Annotated in this window: 16 protein-coding genes and 1 pseudogene; 4 read left to right on the top strand and 13 right to left on the bottom strand. The window is 64.2% G+C overall.

Features of this window, described 5'->3' with window-relative positions:
• Positions 1 to 35: 35 nt before the first annotated feature.
• Together BM286_RS13345 and BM286_RS13340 are read right to left on the bottom strand one after the other, a co-directional pair.
• Complete coding sequence (locus BM286_RS13345) at positions 36 to 638, bottom strand: hypothetical protein (protein WP_092923396.1); 603 nt, start codon at positions 636 to 638, stop codon at positions 36 to 38.
• Entirely contained in the window at positions 635 to 1,774 is a 1,140-nt protein-coding gene (locus tag BM286_RS13340; protein WP_092923393.1) for a DUF3179 domain-containing protein, read from the bottom strand. Before BM286_RS13340 ends, BM286_RS13345 begins: the two co-directional genes overlap by 4 nt.
• Before the next feature lie 213 nt (positions 1,775 to 1,987).
• Between BM286_RS13340 and BM286_RS15675 the strand changes: the two genes are divergently transcribed.
• From BM286_RS15675 to BM286_RS13325, 3 genes are all read left to right on the top strand, one after another.
• Positions 1,988 to 2,191, top strand: coding sequence for a hypothetical protein (locus BM286_RS15675; protein WP_158294275.1), 204 nt, complete (start codon positions 1,988 to 1,990; stop codon positions 2,189 to 2,191).
• A gap of 456 nt (positions 2,192 to 2,647) precedes the next feature.
• Positions 2,648 to 5,140 (top strand): heavy metal translocating P-type ATPase, encoded by a 2,493-nt coding sequence (locus BM286_RS13330; protein WP_092923387.1) that lies wholly within the window; start codon positions 2,648 to 2,650, stop codon positions 5,138 to 5,140.
• Between the two features lie 112 nt (positions 5,141 to 5,252).
• Complete coding sequence (locus BM286_RS13325) at positions 5,253 to 5,438, top strand: DUF7333 family protein (RefSeq protein WP_092923384.1); 186 nt, start codon at positions 5,253 to 5,255, stop codon at positions 5,436 to 5,438.
• Between the two features lie 99 nt (positions 5,439 to 5,537).
• Here BM286_RS13325 and BM286_RS13320 read toward each other — a convergent pair whose 3' ends face one another.
• From BM286_RS13320 to BM286_RS13290, 8 genes and pseudogenes are all read right to left on the bottom strand, one after another.
• Entirely contained in the window at positions 5,538 to 9,797 is a 4,260-nt protein-coding gene (locus BM286_RS13320) for an Eco57I restriction-modification methylase domain-containing protein (RefSeq protein ID WP_092923380.1), read from the bottom strand.
• A gap of 205 nt (positions 9,798 to 10,002) precedes the next feature.
• Positions 10,003 to 10,134, bottom strand: a complete 132-nt coding sequence (locus BM286_RS16010; protein WP_281245276.1) for a hypothetical protein — start codon at positions 10,132 to 10,134, stop codon at positions 10,003 to 10,005.
• 6 nt (positions 10,135 to 10,140) lie between these two features.
• Positions 10,141 to 10,338, bottom strand: a pseudogene (locus BM286_RS16005) (DUF5615 family PIN-like protein); the annotation flags it as partial.
• A 4-nt stretch (positions 10,339 to 10,342) separates the two neighbouring features.
• Positions 10,343 to 10,639, bottom strand: a complete 297-nt coding sequence (locus tag BM286_RS13310; RefSeq protein WP_092923373.1) for a DUF433 domain-containing protein — start codon at positions 10,637 to 10,639, stop codon at positions 10,343 to 10,345.
• Positions 10,640 to 10,935: 296 nt separating this feature from the next.
• On the bottom strand, positions 10,936 to 12,084 hold the full coding sequence (locus BM286_RS13305; RefSeq protein WP_092923370.1) for a tyrosine-type recombinase/integrase: 1,149 nt from the start codon (positions 12,082 to 12,084) through the stop codon (positions 10,936 to 10,938).
• Entirely contained in the window at positions 12,081 to 12,389 is a 309-nt protein-coding gene (locus tag BM286_RS13300) for a hypothetical protein (protein WP_092923366.1), read from the bottom strand. The genes BM286_RS13305 and BM286_RS13300 overlap by 4 nt, the downstream gene beginning before the upstream one ends.
• Positions 12,386 to 12,658 carry a hypothetical protein gene (locus tag BM286_RS13295; RefSeq protein ID WP_092923363.1) on the bottom strand — a complete coding sequence of 91 codons (273 nt, stop codon included), beginning with the start codon at positions 12,656 to 12,658 and terminating at the stop codon, positions 12,386 to 12,388. Before BM286_RS13295 ends, BM286_RS13300 begins: the two co-directional genes overlap by 4 nt.
• Positions 12,655 to 13,254: a molecular chaperone DnaJ gene (locus BM286_RS13290; RefSeq protein ID WP_092923360.1), complete on the bottom strand. Its 600-nt coding sequence runs from the start codon at positions 13,252 to 13,254 to the stop codon at positions 12,655 to 12,657. The genes BM286_RS13295 and BM286_RS13290 overlap by 4 nt, the downstream gene beginning before the upstream one ends.
• 56 nt (positions 13,255 to 13,310) lie before the next feature.
• On the opposite strand from BM286_RS13290, the gene BM286_RS13285 reads away from it, so the two are divergent.
• Positions 13,311 to 13,619 (top strand): hypothetical protein, encoded by a 309-nt coding sequence (locus tag BM286_RS13285; protein ID WP_092923357.1) that lies wholly within the window; start codon positions 13,311 to 13,313, stop codon positions 13,617 to 13,619.
• Between the two features lies 1 nt (position 13,620).
• On the opposite strand, the gene BM286_RS13280 is transcribed toward BM286_RS13285, so the two are convergent.
• The 3 genes from BM286_RS13280 to BM286_RS13270 are packed head-to-tail and all read right to left on the bottom strand — an operon-like array spanning position 13,621 to position 14,845.
• A complete protein-coding gene (locus BM286_RS13280) occupies positions 13,621 to 14,100 on the bottom strand; it encodes a hypothetical protein (protein ID WP_092923354.1) in 480 nt (159 codons plus the stop codon).
• A complete protein-coding gene (locus BM286_RS13275) occupies positions 14,100 to 14,498 on the bottom strand; it encodes a hypothetical protein (RefSeq protein WP_092923351.1) in 399 nt (132 codons plus the stop codon). Before BM286_RS13275 ends, BM286_RS13280 begins: the two co-directional genes overlap by 1 nt.
• Positions 14,498 to 14,845 carry a PadR family transcriptional regulator gene (locus BM286_RS13270; RefSeq protein WP_092923348.1) on the bottom strand — a complete coding sequence of 116 codons (348 nt, stop codon included), beginning with the start codon at positions 14,843 to 14,845 and terminating at the stop codon, positions 14,498 to 14,500. Before BM286_RS13270 ends, BM286_RS13275 begins: the two co-directional genes overlap by 1 nt.
• Between the last annotated feature and the right edge of the window lie 472 nt (positions 14,846 to 15,317).

Genomic DNA, 15,317 nt, shown 5'->3' with positions numbered 1-15,317 from the left:
GCGACTCTCTCGGTCGTCCCGGGCCCGATCGGTGATCAAGGTTCGATCGGCCGCCCCGGATCGATCTTCGTCGCGACGTACGCGAGGCTGGCGAGGAGCAGCGCGATCCCGATCGGTAACAGCCAGACGAACGCCGTCAGGACGACGGCGGTCGCCTGGACGCCGACCGCGAGCAGCACGACCGGGCCGCAACAGACCGTCCCGGAGAGGAGGGCGGGAACGGACGCGACCAGGCCCGAAACGGCTCCGATCCCGCATTCCGCGGGCCGCCGAACCGCGAGATACGTCGTCCCGAGGTTGATCCCGACGAGCCCGGCGACGACGGCGCCGATCGCGACGTCGACCGGTGAGAGCAGTAGCCGAACGACGCCGGTGTCGACCGTGGCGATCGCGCCGAACGACGCCGGCCCGGTCCGGGCGAACAGGCGACCGAGCGGGTCGTCGATCACGAGTACGCCGGGAGCGACCCCCGTGCGAAGGGACAGATCGCCCGTCGCCCAGAGGTACGCCAGCAGGTAGCCGACCGTCACGGCGGCGACGACCGCCGCGCTATCGCGGCGGCCGAGAGCCAGTCGCACCGCCCCGTCGACGTCCCCGAGGACACCGGAAACCGTCGCACGTGCGCCGCGAGCGGTCATCGGTGGAGGTCGGTCATGGGGTAGTAGCCGTACCAAGCGAACCACATGGCGTCGAAGGCGATCTCCCGCTCGAACGGCAGCGAGTCGGGAGCGTGAACGGAACCGTCGACGACGACGTCTCCGTCCTCCCACGAGAGCGTCGCGGTTTCGAGGTCGGCACCGTCGGTCCCGTCGCTCTCGGCGCCGTCTCTGGGCCGGTACACGTACCCGGTGTCGAGCGATCCGTCGTAGACGGCCGCGTGGCGGACGGCGTCGAGGTCGAACTCGATGATCCGCTCTTCGCGGAGCGTCTCCTTGCGGACGGCGACGGCGCCGTTCGCCGACCGCATCCCGATCACGACGGTCTTCGGGGCGAGCCGATCGTCCTCCGCGAGCGGCGGAAACAGGAGGGAGTCATCGGCGTAGTACCCGCTCCGGGGGTTGTACCCGCCGTACGGATCGCTCCCGTAATTCCGGGCGAATCCGGTGTCGTCGGTGAGCACGACCGTCTCGGGATGAGCCGACCGCCACCGTTCCCAGGTCGTCCAGACGACCCGGAACTCCTTCAGGTGGTCTCCGGGGTCGTCGCCGGTGATCCGCGTCGCGAGCATCTGCGGCCACCGGGCCCCCGTCGCCCGGTCGAACATGACGAGGTTCGCGTTGATCAGCTGTCCCGAGACCCCGAACGTCGTCTCCCCGCGGTGGAAGCCCTGTGCGGTGCCGGTGAGCGGACAGTACGTCACGGAGACGGGCGTCCCGGCGATAACGTCGTTGGCGATCTCGTGCCACACGAGGACGGACTGCGGGTACGCCTTCGCCTCGCCGTCGAGGACGACGCCGAACACCGGATCGCCGTCGTCGAGCAACGCCGGCGGGTCCGTCGCCTCGGCGAACTGCGGGTCCTCGATCGCGGGAATGCCGTCGGGCGGCGGCCCGCCGGACCGGCTCGCCGCCGCGAGCTCCTCGGCGGTGTACGCCGCCGGGAGCGACCGCTCGACCGTCGGTGGCCCCTCGGCAACCGAACCGGTCGATCCGTCGGAGCCGCCGTCGATCGACCCCGATTCGGCGCCGGCGTCGGAGGAGCCGAGACACCCCGAAACCGACGACATCCCGACCCCGAGGGCGCCGAGGAGGGACCGTCTGCCAATCTGTACCATACAATGAGTCGGGGTCGACGGATGTTAACAGCGTTCAGATCGTGCGTCGAGAGCGCACAGGCGGTTCGACCGAACCGAGAACGTGCTCGACCGGCGAGCGGCGATCGATCCGCTATCGACGATGGCTCCCGACACCTGGTCTCGGATCGTCTGCCGATCCGGAAGCGGCGGCGGCGTCGCCGAGAGCGCGCCGACGAGTCCGCCCCGGAGGAGGTGACCGACGAGCGAGCCGAGACGAGGGTCGGGAGCGGCGTCGCGGATCCGACGAAACTCGTCGACGACGGCGTTCTCCACGACGGTCTCGCCGACCTCGTCTCACGCCTCGCTCTCGGGCTTCGGGAAGTCGATCTGCGGACCGGCGATCGGGACGGCCGTGGTGTCGGCGTCGATTTCGAGTTCGCTCACAGATACATATAGTAGCCTAGTACGAGTGGGTATGTGACGGTGCGGCGTGGACGCTCACGACGGGCGAAAGTGACGACGGCCGCCGGCTCCGGCGCGTCGAAACCCGCCGTCTCCACGCGTTTGCGTGGCAGGACGACCACGGGGCCCGTTCGTTCCACTCGTCGTGAATACGCCGTTGCGAGCGGTGCGACGGACGAACCCCGGGACGAGCAGTCGAGACGAGACGTGGTCGCACGCTCCCAGGCGCACGACGAGATCGGATATATGACCCGTTGATTTCGCATCGATCTCCGGACGGAGTGCCGTTCGATAGAGAGCGATGGTCACATAAACGTGAGCCTCGTACGTGGGTACGATCAACCGTCTCATTACAAGTTCACTACTACTGTATGAAAGAAGCATGTGCCGTGATGCTCGCTCGAGTCTGCGCGCTGTCCGACTGAGGAAACGAGTCGCGCCCGTCGCAGTATGAGCAACGAGTGTTCCTTGTGCGGTCGATCGATTCAGTCGTCCTCTTTTGAAGCACCCGGTGAGCGCGCGTTCTGCTCGAGCGGGTGTCACGACGTGTATGCGACGCTCGGAGTTGCCGACCCGCCCGACGTCGACCGGTCCACACCTGAGCGGACACCGGACGGACACGGTCTGCCCGACTCGGATGACTCCCGGACGTTCTTGCGGATCGACGGGATGTACTCCGCGACGTGTGAAGCGTATCTCGAGTCGCTCGCCGAGAACCGGGCGGGAGTGACCGCCGCTGAGGCGAGTTACGTCACGGAGACGATCCGCGTCGACCACGACCCAGGAACCGTCTCGAAGGGCGCGCTGCGTGACGCGTTGAGTACGCTCGGGTACACGGCGTACCTCCGTGACGACGCCTCGACAGAGGCGGACACAGCCGGCGGGACGACGCGCCGGTCACGGGAGATGGGTGGCATTCGGAAGCGGCGGGACGACCAGCTCCTGGGGATGCGGTACTCGCTCGGGTTCCTCTTCGGTGCGTTTCTGTTGGTCCCGTACGTCGCGATCCTGTATCCCGCACACCTCGCGTCGATATTCGACTGGCAAGCGCTCGCGATATTCGAGGGCGCGTTTCAGTTGAACAGCGAGGGCGCGTTCGTGTTCCTCCGGCTGTACTTCGTGATGACCGGACTCATCCTGGTGTTCACCGGGCTTCCGGTGTTGCGGGGTGCGTACATCAGTCTCAAAATGCGGCGCCCGAACACCGACCTGTTGGTCGCGATCACCGCGGTGAGCGCGTATCTGTACAGTACGGCGGCCGTCGTCCTCGGACAGAACGACATCTTCTACGACCTCGCGATCGTCGTAACGGCTGCGGTCACCGCGTCGGTGTTCTACGAGTCGTCGATCAAACAGCGCGCGCTCGACCGGCTCACCGAGCTCACGATATCGCAGGTCGAGCGGGCGCGGACGTACGACTCGGACGGAACCACTCGGGACGTTCGCGTCGAGGACCTCGAGGCGGGCGACGTCGTCCTCGTTCGACGGGGGGAGCGCGTGCCGGTCGACGGCGAACTGGTCGAAGACGGCTGTACCGTCGACGAAGCGATCGTGACCGGTGAGTCGCTTCCGGTGTCGAAACGCGCCGGCGACGACGTGATCGGGGGGTCGATCGTGACGGACGGCGCGGCGTTGGTCCGCGTCGGCCCGGACGTGACGAGTAGCATCGACCGGATAACGACCGCCGTCCGGGACCTACAGAGCGCGACGCACGGGGTCCAGCGGCACGCCGACCGGCTCGCGTCGTACGCCGTGTTCGTCGTCGCCGGAGCCGCCGTCGCGGTCGGCGGCGTCGGTGCGCTCGCGTTCGGGATGGGCCCGGCGGACGCCGTCCGCCTCGCGCTGGTGGTCCTCCTCGCCGGTTCGCCGTGGGCCCTCGGACTCGCGACGCCGCTGTCGGTCGCGAAGAGCCTCTCCAGTGCGCTCCGTCGCGGGATCATCATCTTCGACGAGACGGTCTTCGAACGGCTCCGCGAGGTCGACGTCGTCGTCTTCGACAAGACGGGGACGCTCACGACCGGAGAGATGGAGGTGATCGAAGCGGACGCGCCCCCCGAGCTGCTCGACGCCGTCGCCGCGCTCGAACGACGGGCGTCACACCCCGCTGCGAACGCGATCGCGACGGCGTTCGCCGGCAGGGACGGGGGCGACGACACGGGGGATCAGTCGGACTCGGCGGACGACGCCACCGGAACGGAAGGCGGCGATCGGATACGCGAGTTCACGACCCATCGGTCCGGTATCGAAGGCGTGATCGGCGACACGTCATATCTCGTCGGGAACCTCGACCTGTTCGCGGAACGGGGATGGACCGTCGACGACGACATCAGGTCTCGGGTCGCCGACGCTCGGGGGTTCGGTCAGCTGCCGGTCGTGATCGGTCGCGACGGGACGGCGGAGGGGCTGATCGTCGTCGGCGACGAGCCGCGGGACGGCTGGGACGACACCGTCTCTCGGCTCGGGGAACGGGGCACGGAGGTCGTCGTCCTGACGGGCGACGACGAGGAGGCGACGGACTTCTTCAAGCGACACGACGCCGTGACGCACGTCTTTGCGACGGTTCCGCCGGAGGGGAAGACGGCGACGATCCGGCGGCTCGGATCCGACGGCCGGGTCGCGATGGTGGGTGACGGCACCAACGACGCGCCGGCGCTCGCCGCCGCCGACCTCGGCATCTCGCTGGGCGGCGGGACGGCGTTGGCCGCCGACGCCGCCGACATCGCGATCGTCGACAACGACATCCGATCCGTCGAAACCGCCTTCGACCTCGCGGGAGCGGCCCGTCGTCGCGTGAAACAGAACAACCTCCTCGCGTTCTCCTACAACGGCATCGCCCTCGCGGCGCTGGCCGTCGGGTTTTTCAATCCGCTGACAGCAGCGGCTGCGGTCATCGCCGGCGGCGGGGTGATCGCCGCGAATACTCGGCGGAAGCTGCTCGGGTGAAGAGTCGCTATCTGTCACTCGAGCATCGTCGATCCGATCGTTGAGGTCGTCGTCCGGATCCGCATCGCGTTCGTTTCTAAAGGACTATCCTTGTCTAGGCACAACCACACCCATGGAATTCGACTTCACGCGCTCGGTGGTTCCGCTCGCCGCGATCGTCGCCGTCGCAACGGTCGCGCTGACCGCGGTGATGACACCCTCGACCGTCTTCATGATGGTCCTCCCCTCGATGATCGCGTTCTCGGTGGTCGCGTACTTCTTCGGGATGAAGCACGGCGAGTTCCGCGCCAGTCCGTAGCGGTCCCGTCCGGTATCGGCCCCGAAGTCGCAGAGTCGGCCGTCCGAAACGTCCTGATTCGGTCACTACGTCCGGTAGTCCGCACTTCGTTTCGTAGATCTAGTCTTCAACAGCCTCCTCAACGATCTCGATCTCCTCGTCGGTCAGCCCGTACAGCTCATACACGATCTCGTCGATAAGCCGGTCCGTCTGTTCGATCTTCGCGTCGAGCTCCGCGGCGCGTTCCTTCGTGTCCAGGTAGTTCTCCAAGTCGTCGGCCACGTCGTCGACGTCCGGCACCTCGATCGCCTTCAGCCGGTCGATCAGCGAGTTCGTCTTCGTCGCCGTCTCGCGGAAGTTCGCGAAGCCGCCCGCCTCGTCGACCGCGACCGGGACGAAGTGCTCGATCAGGTCCGCCTCGCGCTCCGTGAGGTCCGTGATACGGAACGCCGGCAGGTACTCCGTCTCCGTGTAGCCCCACTGGTCCGTCTCGTGTGCGTCCTCATCGTCGGGCTTGTAGCGAGCAGTGAGGTGGATTTCAACCGTGTTTCTTGAGACCCGCTTAATCGTCGAGTCACCGGTCCGCAGGTTTGTCTTCTCGTCAGATGTCTGCTGGAGTATTGTCGGCGTCGAGCCTTCTGGAGGTTGTTCAAAACCAATATCTCCTAGCTCAGGCCCATTCGTATAGGTCCCAAGATGGTCTGTAAGATTTGTATTGAGTACTGACTGCTCTTTTTCTTGAGTAATCCGTTCCGCAGCCAGAGCTCGGAGAATTTCCTGATAAGACGGGCCATCTCCAGAATCCACTGAGTTTCCGGTAGCGAACAGATTATTCGCTCTTTCAACAAGGCGTTCTGAATTCAGCTTTTTGCTCGCCGCTCCGATCGACGGGATACAGAACGGTTCCAAGTAGTCCGTTTTGAAGGTAAAGTAGCCGCCGCGGAGTACGTATCCAGTACTCCTTAGGTAGAACCAGAACAGCTTACTGTTCAGTAAAGTCAGAAGGTATTCATTGTCGATGTTTTCTTCCGACACGATGCCGTAAACTTTCGACTTATGGAGTACACCAGTCTCGTCTAACGTGAAGTTACCCCCGTAGCTGATCTCGGGAGTGACTATTTTGTCATTCAGAAATTCACCCATATTCTGGGCCCGAGTGAAGTCATACCACCGTTCCGTGTCCATACTACCACTGTCACGCGATCGAAGCTTCGACTCGTGACTCTTGAAGTACTCAAATGCTCGTGGGAACTCTGAACGAAGGGATTCTTCTGGTATGAAGTCTAGTTCGTTGTCATCAACCCGGTATGGTAAGATGATTTGTAGAGGCGGATCTAAGGGAGCATATCGTTTCACGTCTTTTCCTTTCAAAAAGGGGTGTAGAAGCTCTGATTCTACCTTAAATTGCTCACCATGTCCGTTTTCTACAACTGTCAGATCTCCCATCTGTTCGGTGATTTCCACCAAGAAAATACTATCAGCACTCGTTATGATTCCCTGATATATTTTCTTCGTAGCATCAGCTAGACTTAGTGGGTTATCCTCGATTTCCTGAATAATCTCTAGAACTTCTGGCGATTGGAATACCCAAGCATCTCCGTCAAGTTCAGGATTGATGTGACGGAAATTAGGATCTTTCCCAGTTGCTAGATCCGCAGGATCGACTTCAGCATATTCGAGTCCGTCCTCGTCATATTTGCTCAATATAAGGACGCAGGTATAGACAGAGGCGTTCCCAAACACCTGCTTGTGACCGAATGAGAGGATCTTATCGAGGGAATCATTGTCTGCGAGGAACTCGCGGATACCTCTTCCAAATTCATTTTGGAAGAATTTGTGAGGCTCAATAAACCCGAGTAGCCCCCTCGGGGATAACAATTCGTACCCCTTCTCGGTGAAGTTTACATAGAGATCGAAATTCTGCTCGGAGGATCGATATCTAGAGAGATACTCCGCCTGTTCTGGCACATTTGTCTGTAGCTCTTGGATTCGCACATAAGGCGGATTCCCGATCACGGTGTCGAAACCGGCTTCAGGCATCCGCTCACCGTCGGCGTCGAAGAACACCTCGGGGAACTCCAGTTCCCAGTGGAAGAAGTCCTGCTCGTCGGCCGTCACCTGTGCCGCGGTAAACCAGTCCTCCTCGCGGATCTCCGCCCAGTCGGCTTCGTCCTCGATCGCCCCCGCCATCTGCTCGTAGGCGTCCTCGGGCACGTCACAGCCGAACTCCTCGGCGGTGTGGACGTTCGCCAACTCGAAGAGGCGCGTGTACAGCGGGTCGTCGCGGATCTCGTCGTACAGCTCCTCCATCGATTTCACGCTCTCCAGCGAGTCGTTGTCGTACGCCAGCAGGTCCGCCATCAGGTCCATCACGTGCCCGAGGGTGTCCTGCCGAACGCGTGCGAACGCCTGTGTGAGCGTCAACTGGCCGTCGTTCTCCTCGGTGTCGTCGGAGAGGACCTCCGTGATGTCGCTGCCGACGAGCGAGTTCCCGTCCTTCAGGTGGTGGTCGAGGAACGCGAGCGGCTGGTCCGCCGCGAGCGTCTCCAACCACATCGAGAGCTTCGCGAGTTCGACCGCCATCCCGTTCAGGTCGACGCCGTAGATGACCTCCTTCGAGATCGTCCGCCGGATGTCCTGTTCGTCGTACGACTGAATCTCCTGCTCGCGAACGACGCTCATGACGTGCTCGGTCAGGTAGCCCGTCGCCTTCGTCAGGAAGTGCCCCGAGCCCATCGCGGGATCGAGGACCGTCAGATCCGTCACGCGGTCGTAGAACCGCCGGAAGTACTCCCCGTCGCTCCGGGAGAGCCCGTCGGCTTCGAGGTCCGCGTGAATCTCGTCTATCAGCGGGTCGATCGTCTCCTCGACGATGTAGGTGACCACGTAGTCCGGCGTGTAGTACGCCCCCGTGGCCTTGCGCTCGCCCTCGTCGTTGACGACGTACAGCCCGCCCTCGTCGACGACCTCGACCGCGTCCGCGACGGAGACCTCGTCGCCGGGCTTCCACACTTGTCCGCCGTCCTCCGCGACCGCGGCCATGCCCGCCTCCGGCGCGATCCGGAACTCGTGTTCCAGCAGGCCCTCGTAGATCGAGCCGAGGTGCCGCGTGTCGAGGTCGGCGTAGTCCGCCGGGACGTACTCGCCCTCGTCGTTCTCCGTGGTCGACAGCCGGAAGATGACCTCGGCGATCGCCGGGTCCGAGACCGAGTTTTCCGCGAGGAACTCGTGGTCGTCGTGGTCGAACAGCCCGCCGTTGTACGGCGGGATGTCGAGCTCCTCTTCGCCCTCGTCGATCAGCTCGAACAGCCGCGAGAGCCGGTTCCAGATCGTCGTGGAGAAGGTGCTGTACTCCTCGCGGAACGCGGCGCCCGACTCGACGTCGCCGCCCTCGACCGTCTCGATGATGTCGCTCCGCACCGCTTCGAGGCTGAAGTTCTCGTGGTACTCCGCGTTCGCGCTCGGCTCCTCCGGGTCGATCAGCCCGCGCGACTCCGCGTAGAGAACGAACATCAGCCGGTACAGCAGCACGAGCGACTGTTCTTTCAGTTCGCTCCGCGCCGACTCGTCCTCCGGGTCGATCGCGAGGTCGTTGTTCTCGACGAACCCCTTCCCGAGGACCCGTAGCGCGGTGAACACGTTGTCTTGGAGGTCCTCCCCGAGCTCCTGTGCGGCGGTCTCGGACTCCGACCAGACGGTTTCGAGGAACGAGCTACCCGCGACCTCGACGAACGCCTCGGGCCGGAAGAAACAGTAGAAGTACTTGAACTGCTGGAGGTCCCCGGATTCGAGCAGTTCCGGCAGGTCGACCTCGTAGTACGTCTGTGTCTCGTAGTCCTTCGTCCCGTAGAGCCGCCACTTCTTCCCGTCCGTGAGAATTCCCCACTTGAGGTCGGGCGGCGTCCGTTCGAGGTAGTACTTTACCTGGTGCGACGCGTCGCGATAGGGTCGCTCGTCGCTGAACCGCTGCTCGAAGTCGTGGCCCCACTGTTTGGCTTCGAGCAGCGCGGACGCTCCGGAGAACATCCCCTCTCGGTCGTCGTTCTCCTTCCGGTCGACGGCCGCGTATCGGTCGTCTCTCGACTCGTAGAGCAGTCGGTCGACGTACCCGCCGCCGCCCGGAAGCGTCCCCTCGGAGATCGTGTCGAACCCGAGGATATCGAGGACCTCACCGATCCACTGGTCGATCAGTTCGTCTTCCCCGTGCGTGGCGACGTACTCTCCCTCCAGTTCCCAGAGTTCGCGAAGGTCCTCGAACGCCGCTTCCGCCTCGTCGTCGGACTCCCAGTCGTCGAGGTCGGCAACGCGTTCGTCGAGATAGTAGCCAGAGAAGAGGCTGGAGTTCCGGTAGGGACCGCTTCCGAGCGTCGCTTGGCTCATTGAATATCAAACCCACACGTCAGCGCGATTAAATAGATGACGGAGGAACTCACGGATTCCGAACGGTCGCGGGTCGACACGGAGACGACGCTCTCGTGTCGCGATTAGAACTGGTCGCGCGGCGCCGCTTCCGCCACCTCGGTCGCCGCCCAGCGCCTGCCGAACAGCTCCGTCTCGACCTGCCCGCCCGTTTCGATCACGACGTTCAGCCCCGCTCGTTGAGCTTCACGATCGGGCGCAGGTCGGTCGGGTCCGGCATCGACTCGACCACCGCCGCGACGCGGTCGGCGATCGCGTAGGTGTCCGTCGTATCGTCGGCGTAGTAGAGCACCGGCACGTCCCCTCGCGTCTCCGCGTCGAGAAAATCGGTGTCGTGCGTGAGGACGACGTGGCCGCCCTCGCGAGCGAACGCCGCGATCGACTCGTCGTCGACGCCTTCAGAAAGCGCCTCGTGGACGTGTTCCGCGGCGACGCCCTTTCCCCGGAGTGACTCCGCGACCCGCGGACTCGTGTTCTCGTCGACGAGGACCCGATACTCCAGCCAGTTACGCGCTCTCGTCGTCTTTCAGCTCCGAGAACGACACCGCGCCCGCCTCCCGCGCCGCGGCCTCGCGTTCCGCCCGTTGACCTTCGACCGCCGCCATCTCGTCGGGGTGACTGTGGTAGTACTGGAGCGCGCCGTACACGTCCGCCACGTCGAGGTCGAGCTGCTCGGCCACCTCCTCGGCCGACTTTCCGGCCCCCTCGACGAGCCCCTGAATCCGCCGGACGGTCACGCGCCGTCCCTCGATATGCGGCTCGTCGTGGACCTCGGTCACGATCCGAACCGACGACTGTGCCATACCCGCGCGTATTAGCCGAGAAAACATACAACGTCGCTCTAGCGGCCATCGCTGGCTTCAGCGAGTACTATTCGGTCTATGTCAGAGATATCATCATCACAGTACCGGCACTGCGCGGTTTCGTCGGAACCGCCGATTTGGCGGTTCATAGCGCACCCTCGAATGCGTTTTTCGGGCGTTAGAAGGCGTTGAGACTGCCGATAACGGCAATCTGTAAAGAATCTGATGGGACCGCTGAGGACACAAACACGGTTTTTGCTGCGCTTCATCCGAATCGAGAGTGTCGTTTGAGTGTATCATTGTTCGTACAGTTTGTCGAGGTTCTCGCGGCGGATCGCCATCCGCTTCAGCTGCTCGGGTTGGTCGTAGACGCTGTTCACCAGCTCCACAGAGGTCGCCATCTTCGTCGCAATCTCCTCCGGCGGCCACCCTCGGTCGCGATGCCACGTCACCGAGCCCGTCCGCCACTTGTGCGGTGACCGAACCGACGGGCAACGCGACTTCTGTCCGGGCACCCGTGCCTCGCATTCCTCGGGGTCGCGATCGTGAGGGCACTCCTTCCCGACCTGGCACGGCTGAGTAATCTCGTACGACCGAATCCGGATTCCAGAGACGGTGATCCGGCCCGGCGCCTTCTTCGAGGAGAGCAACGGCTTCCGTCCGTGCTCGTCGGTCCCCGCCGCTCGGCGGACTCGGATGTACGCGCCGAGCACGTCGCCGAGTTCCTCCGAGATGTTCACCGGCCGCGCGCCGCTGTCCTTCTTTTTCAGCGGCGTGTCGGTCTCCGGCCGGTGTCGGAAGTAGATGAATGGGAGCTCGACGCCCGTGAGGATGTCCTCTAGGACGGACTCCCCGACGTCAAGATCCTCCTGGTACCGTAGCCGGTCGAGGTCGTCCTCCTCGAGGTAGACGTCTTCCAGGTCGAGCGCTCGGAGCGAACCCGCACGGGCGCCGGTCTCCCAGAGCAGGAACGCGATGACGTGGTCACGGCTCGCGTACTCGTAGCGGTCGAGGAACGCGAGGATGTCCTTCGCGCGCTGCGTCGGGAGCTTCTCGCGGTTGATCCGCTCGTCCTTCGAAACGTGCGGGATGTCGACCTGACTGGCGACCGTAGGCTTGACCGCGTTCGCCTTGATCCCGAACTCGAGGAACTGCCGGATCGTCCCGAGTTGGTTGTTCAGCGTGTTCTTCTGAATGTCGCCGCTCGACCGGCGCATCGAATCGAACCGGAGCAGGTGACGGCCGTTCAGGTCGTTCAGGTTCTCGATACCCTCCTCATCCTCGAGGTACTCGACGAACGGCTTGACCCGGTAGCGATAGCTCTGGACCGTGCTCTCCGCCTTGTCCATCTCCTGGCGTTCGAGCCAGATGTCGAGCGCCTCCTGCGGCGCCATCGGGATCAACTCCTCACCGCCCGCCGGCGCCTCGTACGAGTCGTCCCTCACCGCTTACCTCCGAGTGCGCGGATCGCGTCCCGCAGCATCTCCTCATCGGCGCCGTTCGCGAGCTCGACGAGGCGCTTCACCAGCAGGTCCCGCTCGGTCGACGTCGGCGGGTCCGGCCACGGCGTGCCCTTGACCTCGGTCCAGAGCAGGTACATCGCCTCCTGGTCGAACTCGACTTCGAGCGGGCCGTCCGCCGTGATCAGCGTGAGAACGTAGCCGTCGGCGTCGACCGCAGGCCCGTACGTTACCCCCGTAAGTGGGCGCTCGGCGTCGACGACGCGGCGCTCGACGTTGCTCTCGCTCATCGAAGGAACACCCCGAGGCCGTTGATCTCGAACTCCTTCGGGTTCCCACACACCGGACACTCACCGGGGAAGCCGGGGAGGGAGATCTCCCCATCGGCGCCGACTCCAGCCGGCTCATCGAGTTCGATCGTCTCCGGCTCGTGGTCGCAGTACTCCGGATCGTCCGGCTCGAACCGGTCGTACGCCGCGACGCCACACTGCCACTCGACAGTGGTCTCGCCAGCGAGCCGTTCTTCGTACGGGTCGCTGTACTCGTCGTCAGCGCTCATCGATCGCCCTCCAGCATCGCCTTCTCGGCCTCGACGACACGCTGAAACTCGGCCGTACTCCCGCCGTTGTCCGGGTGCGTGTCCGCCTTCCGCGCTCGTGCGGCCGCCTCCACGACATCCGCCGGCGCGTCCGGGGCGACCCCCAGAACATCGTGCGGCGGTTGGCTCGTGGCAGACGCCGCGACGACCGCTCCCTCACCGTCTCCCGGCGGGAGCCGCGCCGCCGCGAACTCCGTGTCTCCCGTCTTCACGGGACGGGTCCCGCGCATCCGCGTCTCGCGGACCCACTTGTAGACCGTCCGGACGTTGTCCCGGATCTTCGGAGAGGCGTCGCACGCCACTGCGAACTGCTCTTCGTCGTCGGTCCACCGCAGCACGAATCCCGGATCGTCCGGGTTCGCGTTGTGGAGCGGGAGACCGTTCGACTTGGTGTGCGCGTTCGCGATTTCGCCACGCCACGCGTCGACGTCCATCCGGTCCATCTCCGTCGCGAGCGCCTTCGTCGTCGCGCCGAGCGTCGCTTCGAAGCTCCGGTTCCGTTCGCGCTCTGCGGCGGCCGTCCGCTCGAAGCCGGCGGGCCAGTCGAGTCCGCTCACGCCGAGACACCTCCCGAACGCTCTTGTCGCTGGTGAGCGACCACACCGGTAGATCGATGAGCGAGTCTACCTCCGAGACGTGCGCCAGTTGCGACGAGGCCATCGAAGGTCGTCCGCGCCACTTCCGACTCCCCACCGAGTGGCGGATGTATCTCGAAGACGAGCGGGACCTCGGGTGGTTCCCGCTGGCTCCCGTCGTCGTCACCTGCTTCGAGTGCTACCACGACCTGAAAGAGCTGAAGAACAGCCACTCCGAGCTTCGAGCGTACGGAACAGACAGCGATGTCGACGAAATCGAGGGTGAAGTCTTCGACGTGCTCGACGACCTCACTCTCGACCGCATCGTCGACGAGGGCGAGATCTGAGCTACGCATTCCGACCACCCCGCTCGAACGGAACCAGCTTCACCTTCAGGTGACCGAGCGGATGGACGCCCGCTGAAACGATCCGAAGATCGTGGTCTCGGATGACGGGGCTCAGGTAGTACGTCCCCGGCGAGCCCTCCACCTCGACGCGCAGGTACTTCGTGATCTCTCTGTCCTCTGGGCCGCGCTCGAAGTCGATCACTTCCTCGATCGAATCGAGGTCGTCGACGATCGCCTCGACGTCGCGATGGGCGCGCATGTCCACCGGCGGCGGCGACTCGCCGAGCTCCTCGGGTCGGTCGAACTCGCCAGTCTCGCAGTCCAACTGATCGAAGACCAGCACTGAGTTCGCGCTGGCGCCACAGTCGACGCATTCGTACTTCGCCAAGACCGACATTCCGGTCTCGACCGCGATCCGCCGGACCGTGTGGTCGGTGATCTCGAACGTCCGCTCCGTCTCGCGTTCGACGACTTCCGGCATCACGCATCCCCTCCGTCGTCCCGCGGGATCATCGCCCACTGCGCGCGCTGGTCCATCGACACCGTGACGCCGCCGAGCCGCTCGATGTCCGGGTAGTACTCCGCGACCGCGACCTGTGGCGCCTCGTCCGGCTTCCGGCACCACTCCGGCGTCAGGTTCTCCTCCGCGTTCTGGAGGAGGACCTCGGGGAAACGGTTGAACAGCCGGCGCTCGATCTCCTCGATGTCGATCGCCTTCGCGACCTCGTCACCGACCGCGCTCTCGTCGACCCACGCGTGGAGTCCCTGATCGTTCCGGTGGAGCTTGATCGGCACCTCGATGACGGTCGGTTCGTCGCCGTCGGCCTCGGCGATCGCCAACTGCTCCGCGACGGTGCCGGCGTGCGAGTTCTCCGACATCACGCGCCTCCGTCGATCGCTCGCGCGATGTGGTCGCGGCGCTCGTCGAGGACGCGGAACCCCTCCTCGGTGACGCGGTAGAAGTTCGACCGGTCGTCGATCTTCCCCTTCTCGATGAGCCCCTTCGTGGCGAGCTCGTCGAGGTTCGGGTACAGGCGGCCGTGGTTCACCGGCTTCTCGATGACGTCTTCGAGGCCGTCCTTGATGGCGAGGCCCTTCACCTCGCCCAGCGAGGACTCCAGCCGCGCGCAGACGGCGAGGAGGTCGATCTGGAACATCGTGAGGTCGGTGTGGCGGATGCGGTGCGTCTCGGGGTCGGTCGTCGGCGTGGTGGAGTCGGAACTCATGAATCTGTGAACTGCGAGGTGTCTCGGCCGATCGCGTCGAGCAGCTCCCGAAGGGGAACGCCGCTGACGTCGAGGCCGCACGGTGACAGCGTGGCGCGACCGCCGAAGCCCTCGAACGAGTAGCCGTGCGTCGAGAGCGGGCGACCGCACCCCGGACAAGCGTCGCTGTCGCCAGTGAGAACGATACCGCCGTGGTCTGTCCCGGGAGTTTGAAGATGCCCGGACGGGTTTGCTGACATGGCTTTCGTGGGGTCGACACGGAAGCCCACGCGGACCCGCTGTCATCACCAGCGGGGTCCGCATCGTTTCTGAGGGACCCACCGCCGAGCGACGGGTCCGCGAGATTGCTTCCGTAGCTACACTTTCTGAAGGCAGGGGTTATCAATCTAACGACGTACGTAGTTGAAAATTCACTACATACATGGGTAGACTGAAATGATATAGGCGAGACTTTACTTTCATGGTCAGTGAT

This window comes from Halorubrum sodomense, from assembly GCF_900111935.1.
In the GTDB taxonomy this organism is placed as follows: domain Archaea; phylum Halobacteriota; class Halobacteria; order Halobacteriales; family Haloferacaceae; genus Halorubrum; species Halorubrum sodomense.
The sequence above is the reverse complement of the archived record's forward strand: the minus strand, read 5'-3'. Positions and strand labels throughout refer to the sequence as shown.

Excerpts from the sequence above, each read along its gene's own strand:
- BM286_RS13345 (WP_092923396.1), bottom strand. The coding sequence starts at position 638 with ATGACCGCTCGCGGCGCACGTGCGACGGTTTCCGGTGTCCTCGGGGAC.
- BM286_RS13340 (WP_092923393.1), bottom strand. The coding sequence starts at position 1,774 with ATGGTACAGATTGGCAGACGGTCCCTCCTCGGCGCCCTCGGGGTCGGG.
- BM286_RS13330 (WP_092923387.1), top strand. The coding sequence starts at position 2,648 with ATGAGCAACGAGTGTTCCTTGTGCGGTCGATCGATTCAGTCGTCCTCT.
- BM286_RS13325 (WP_092923384.1), top strand. The coding sequence starts at position 5,253 with ATGGAATTCGACTTCACGCGCTCGGTGGTTCCGCTCGCCGCGATCGTC.
- BM286_RS13320 (WP_092923380.1), bottom strand. The coding sequence starts at position 9,797 with ATGAGCCAAGCGACGCTCGGAAGCGGTCCCTACCGGAACTCCAGCCTC.
- BM286_RS13310 (WP_092923373.1), bottom strand. The coding sequence starts at position 10,639 with ATGGCACAGTCGTCGGTTCGGATCGTGACCGAGGTCCACGACGAGCCG.
- BM286_RS13300 (WP_092923366.1), bottom strand. The coding sequence starts at position 12,389 with ATGAGCGAGAGCAACGTCGAGCGCCGCGTCGTCGACGCCGAGCGCCCA.
- BM286_RS13295 (WP_092923363.1), bottom strand. The coding sequence starts at position 12,658 with ATGAGCGCTGACGACGAGTACAGCGACCCGTACGAAGAACGGCTCGCT.
- BM286_RS13285 (WP_092923357.1), top strand. The coding sequence starts at position 13,311 with ATGAGCGAGTCTACCTCCGAGACGTGCGCCAGTTGCGACGAGGCCATC.
- BM286_RS13280 (WP_092923354.1), bottom strand. The coding sequence starts at position 14,100 with ATGCCGGAAGTCGTCGAACGCGAGACGGAGCGGACGTTCGAGATCACC.
- BM286_RS13275 (WP_092923351.1), bottom strand. The coding sequence starts at position 14,498 with ATGTCGGAGAACTCGCACGCCGGCACCGTCGCGGAGCAGTTGGCGATC.
- BM286_RS13270 (WP_092923348.1), bottom strand. The coding sequence starts at position 14,845 with ATGAGTTCCGACTCCACCACGCCGACGACCGACCCCGAGACGCACCGC.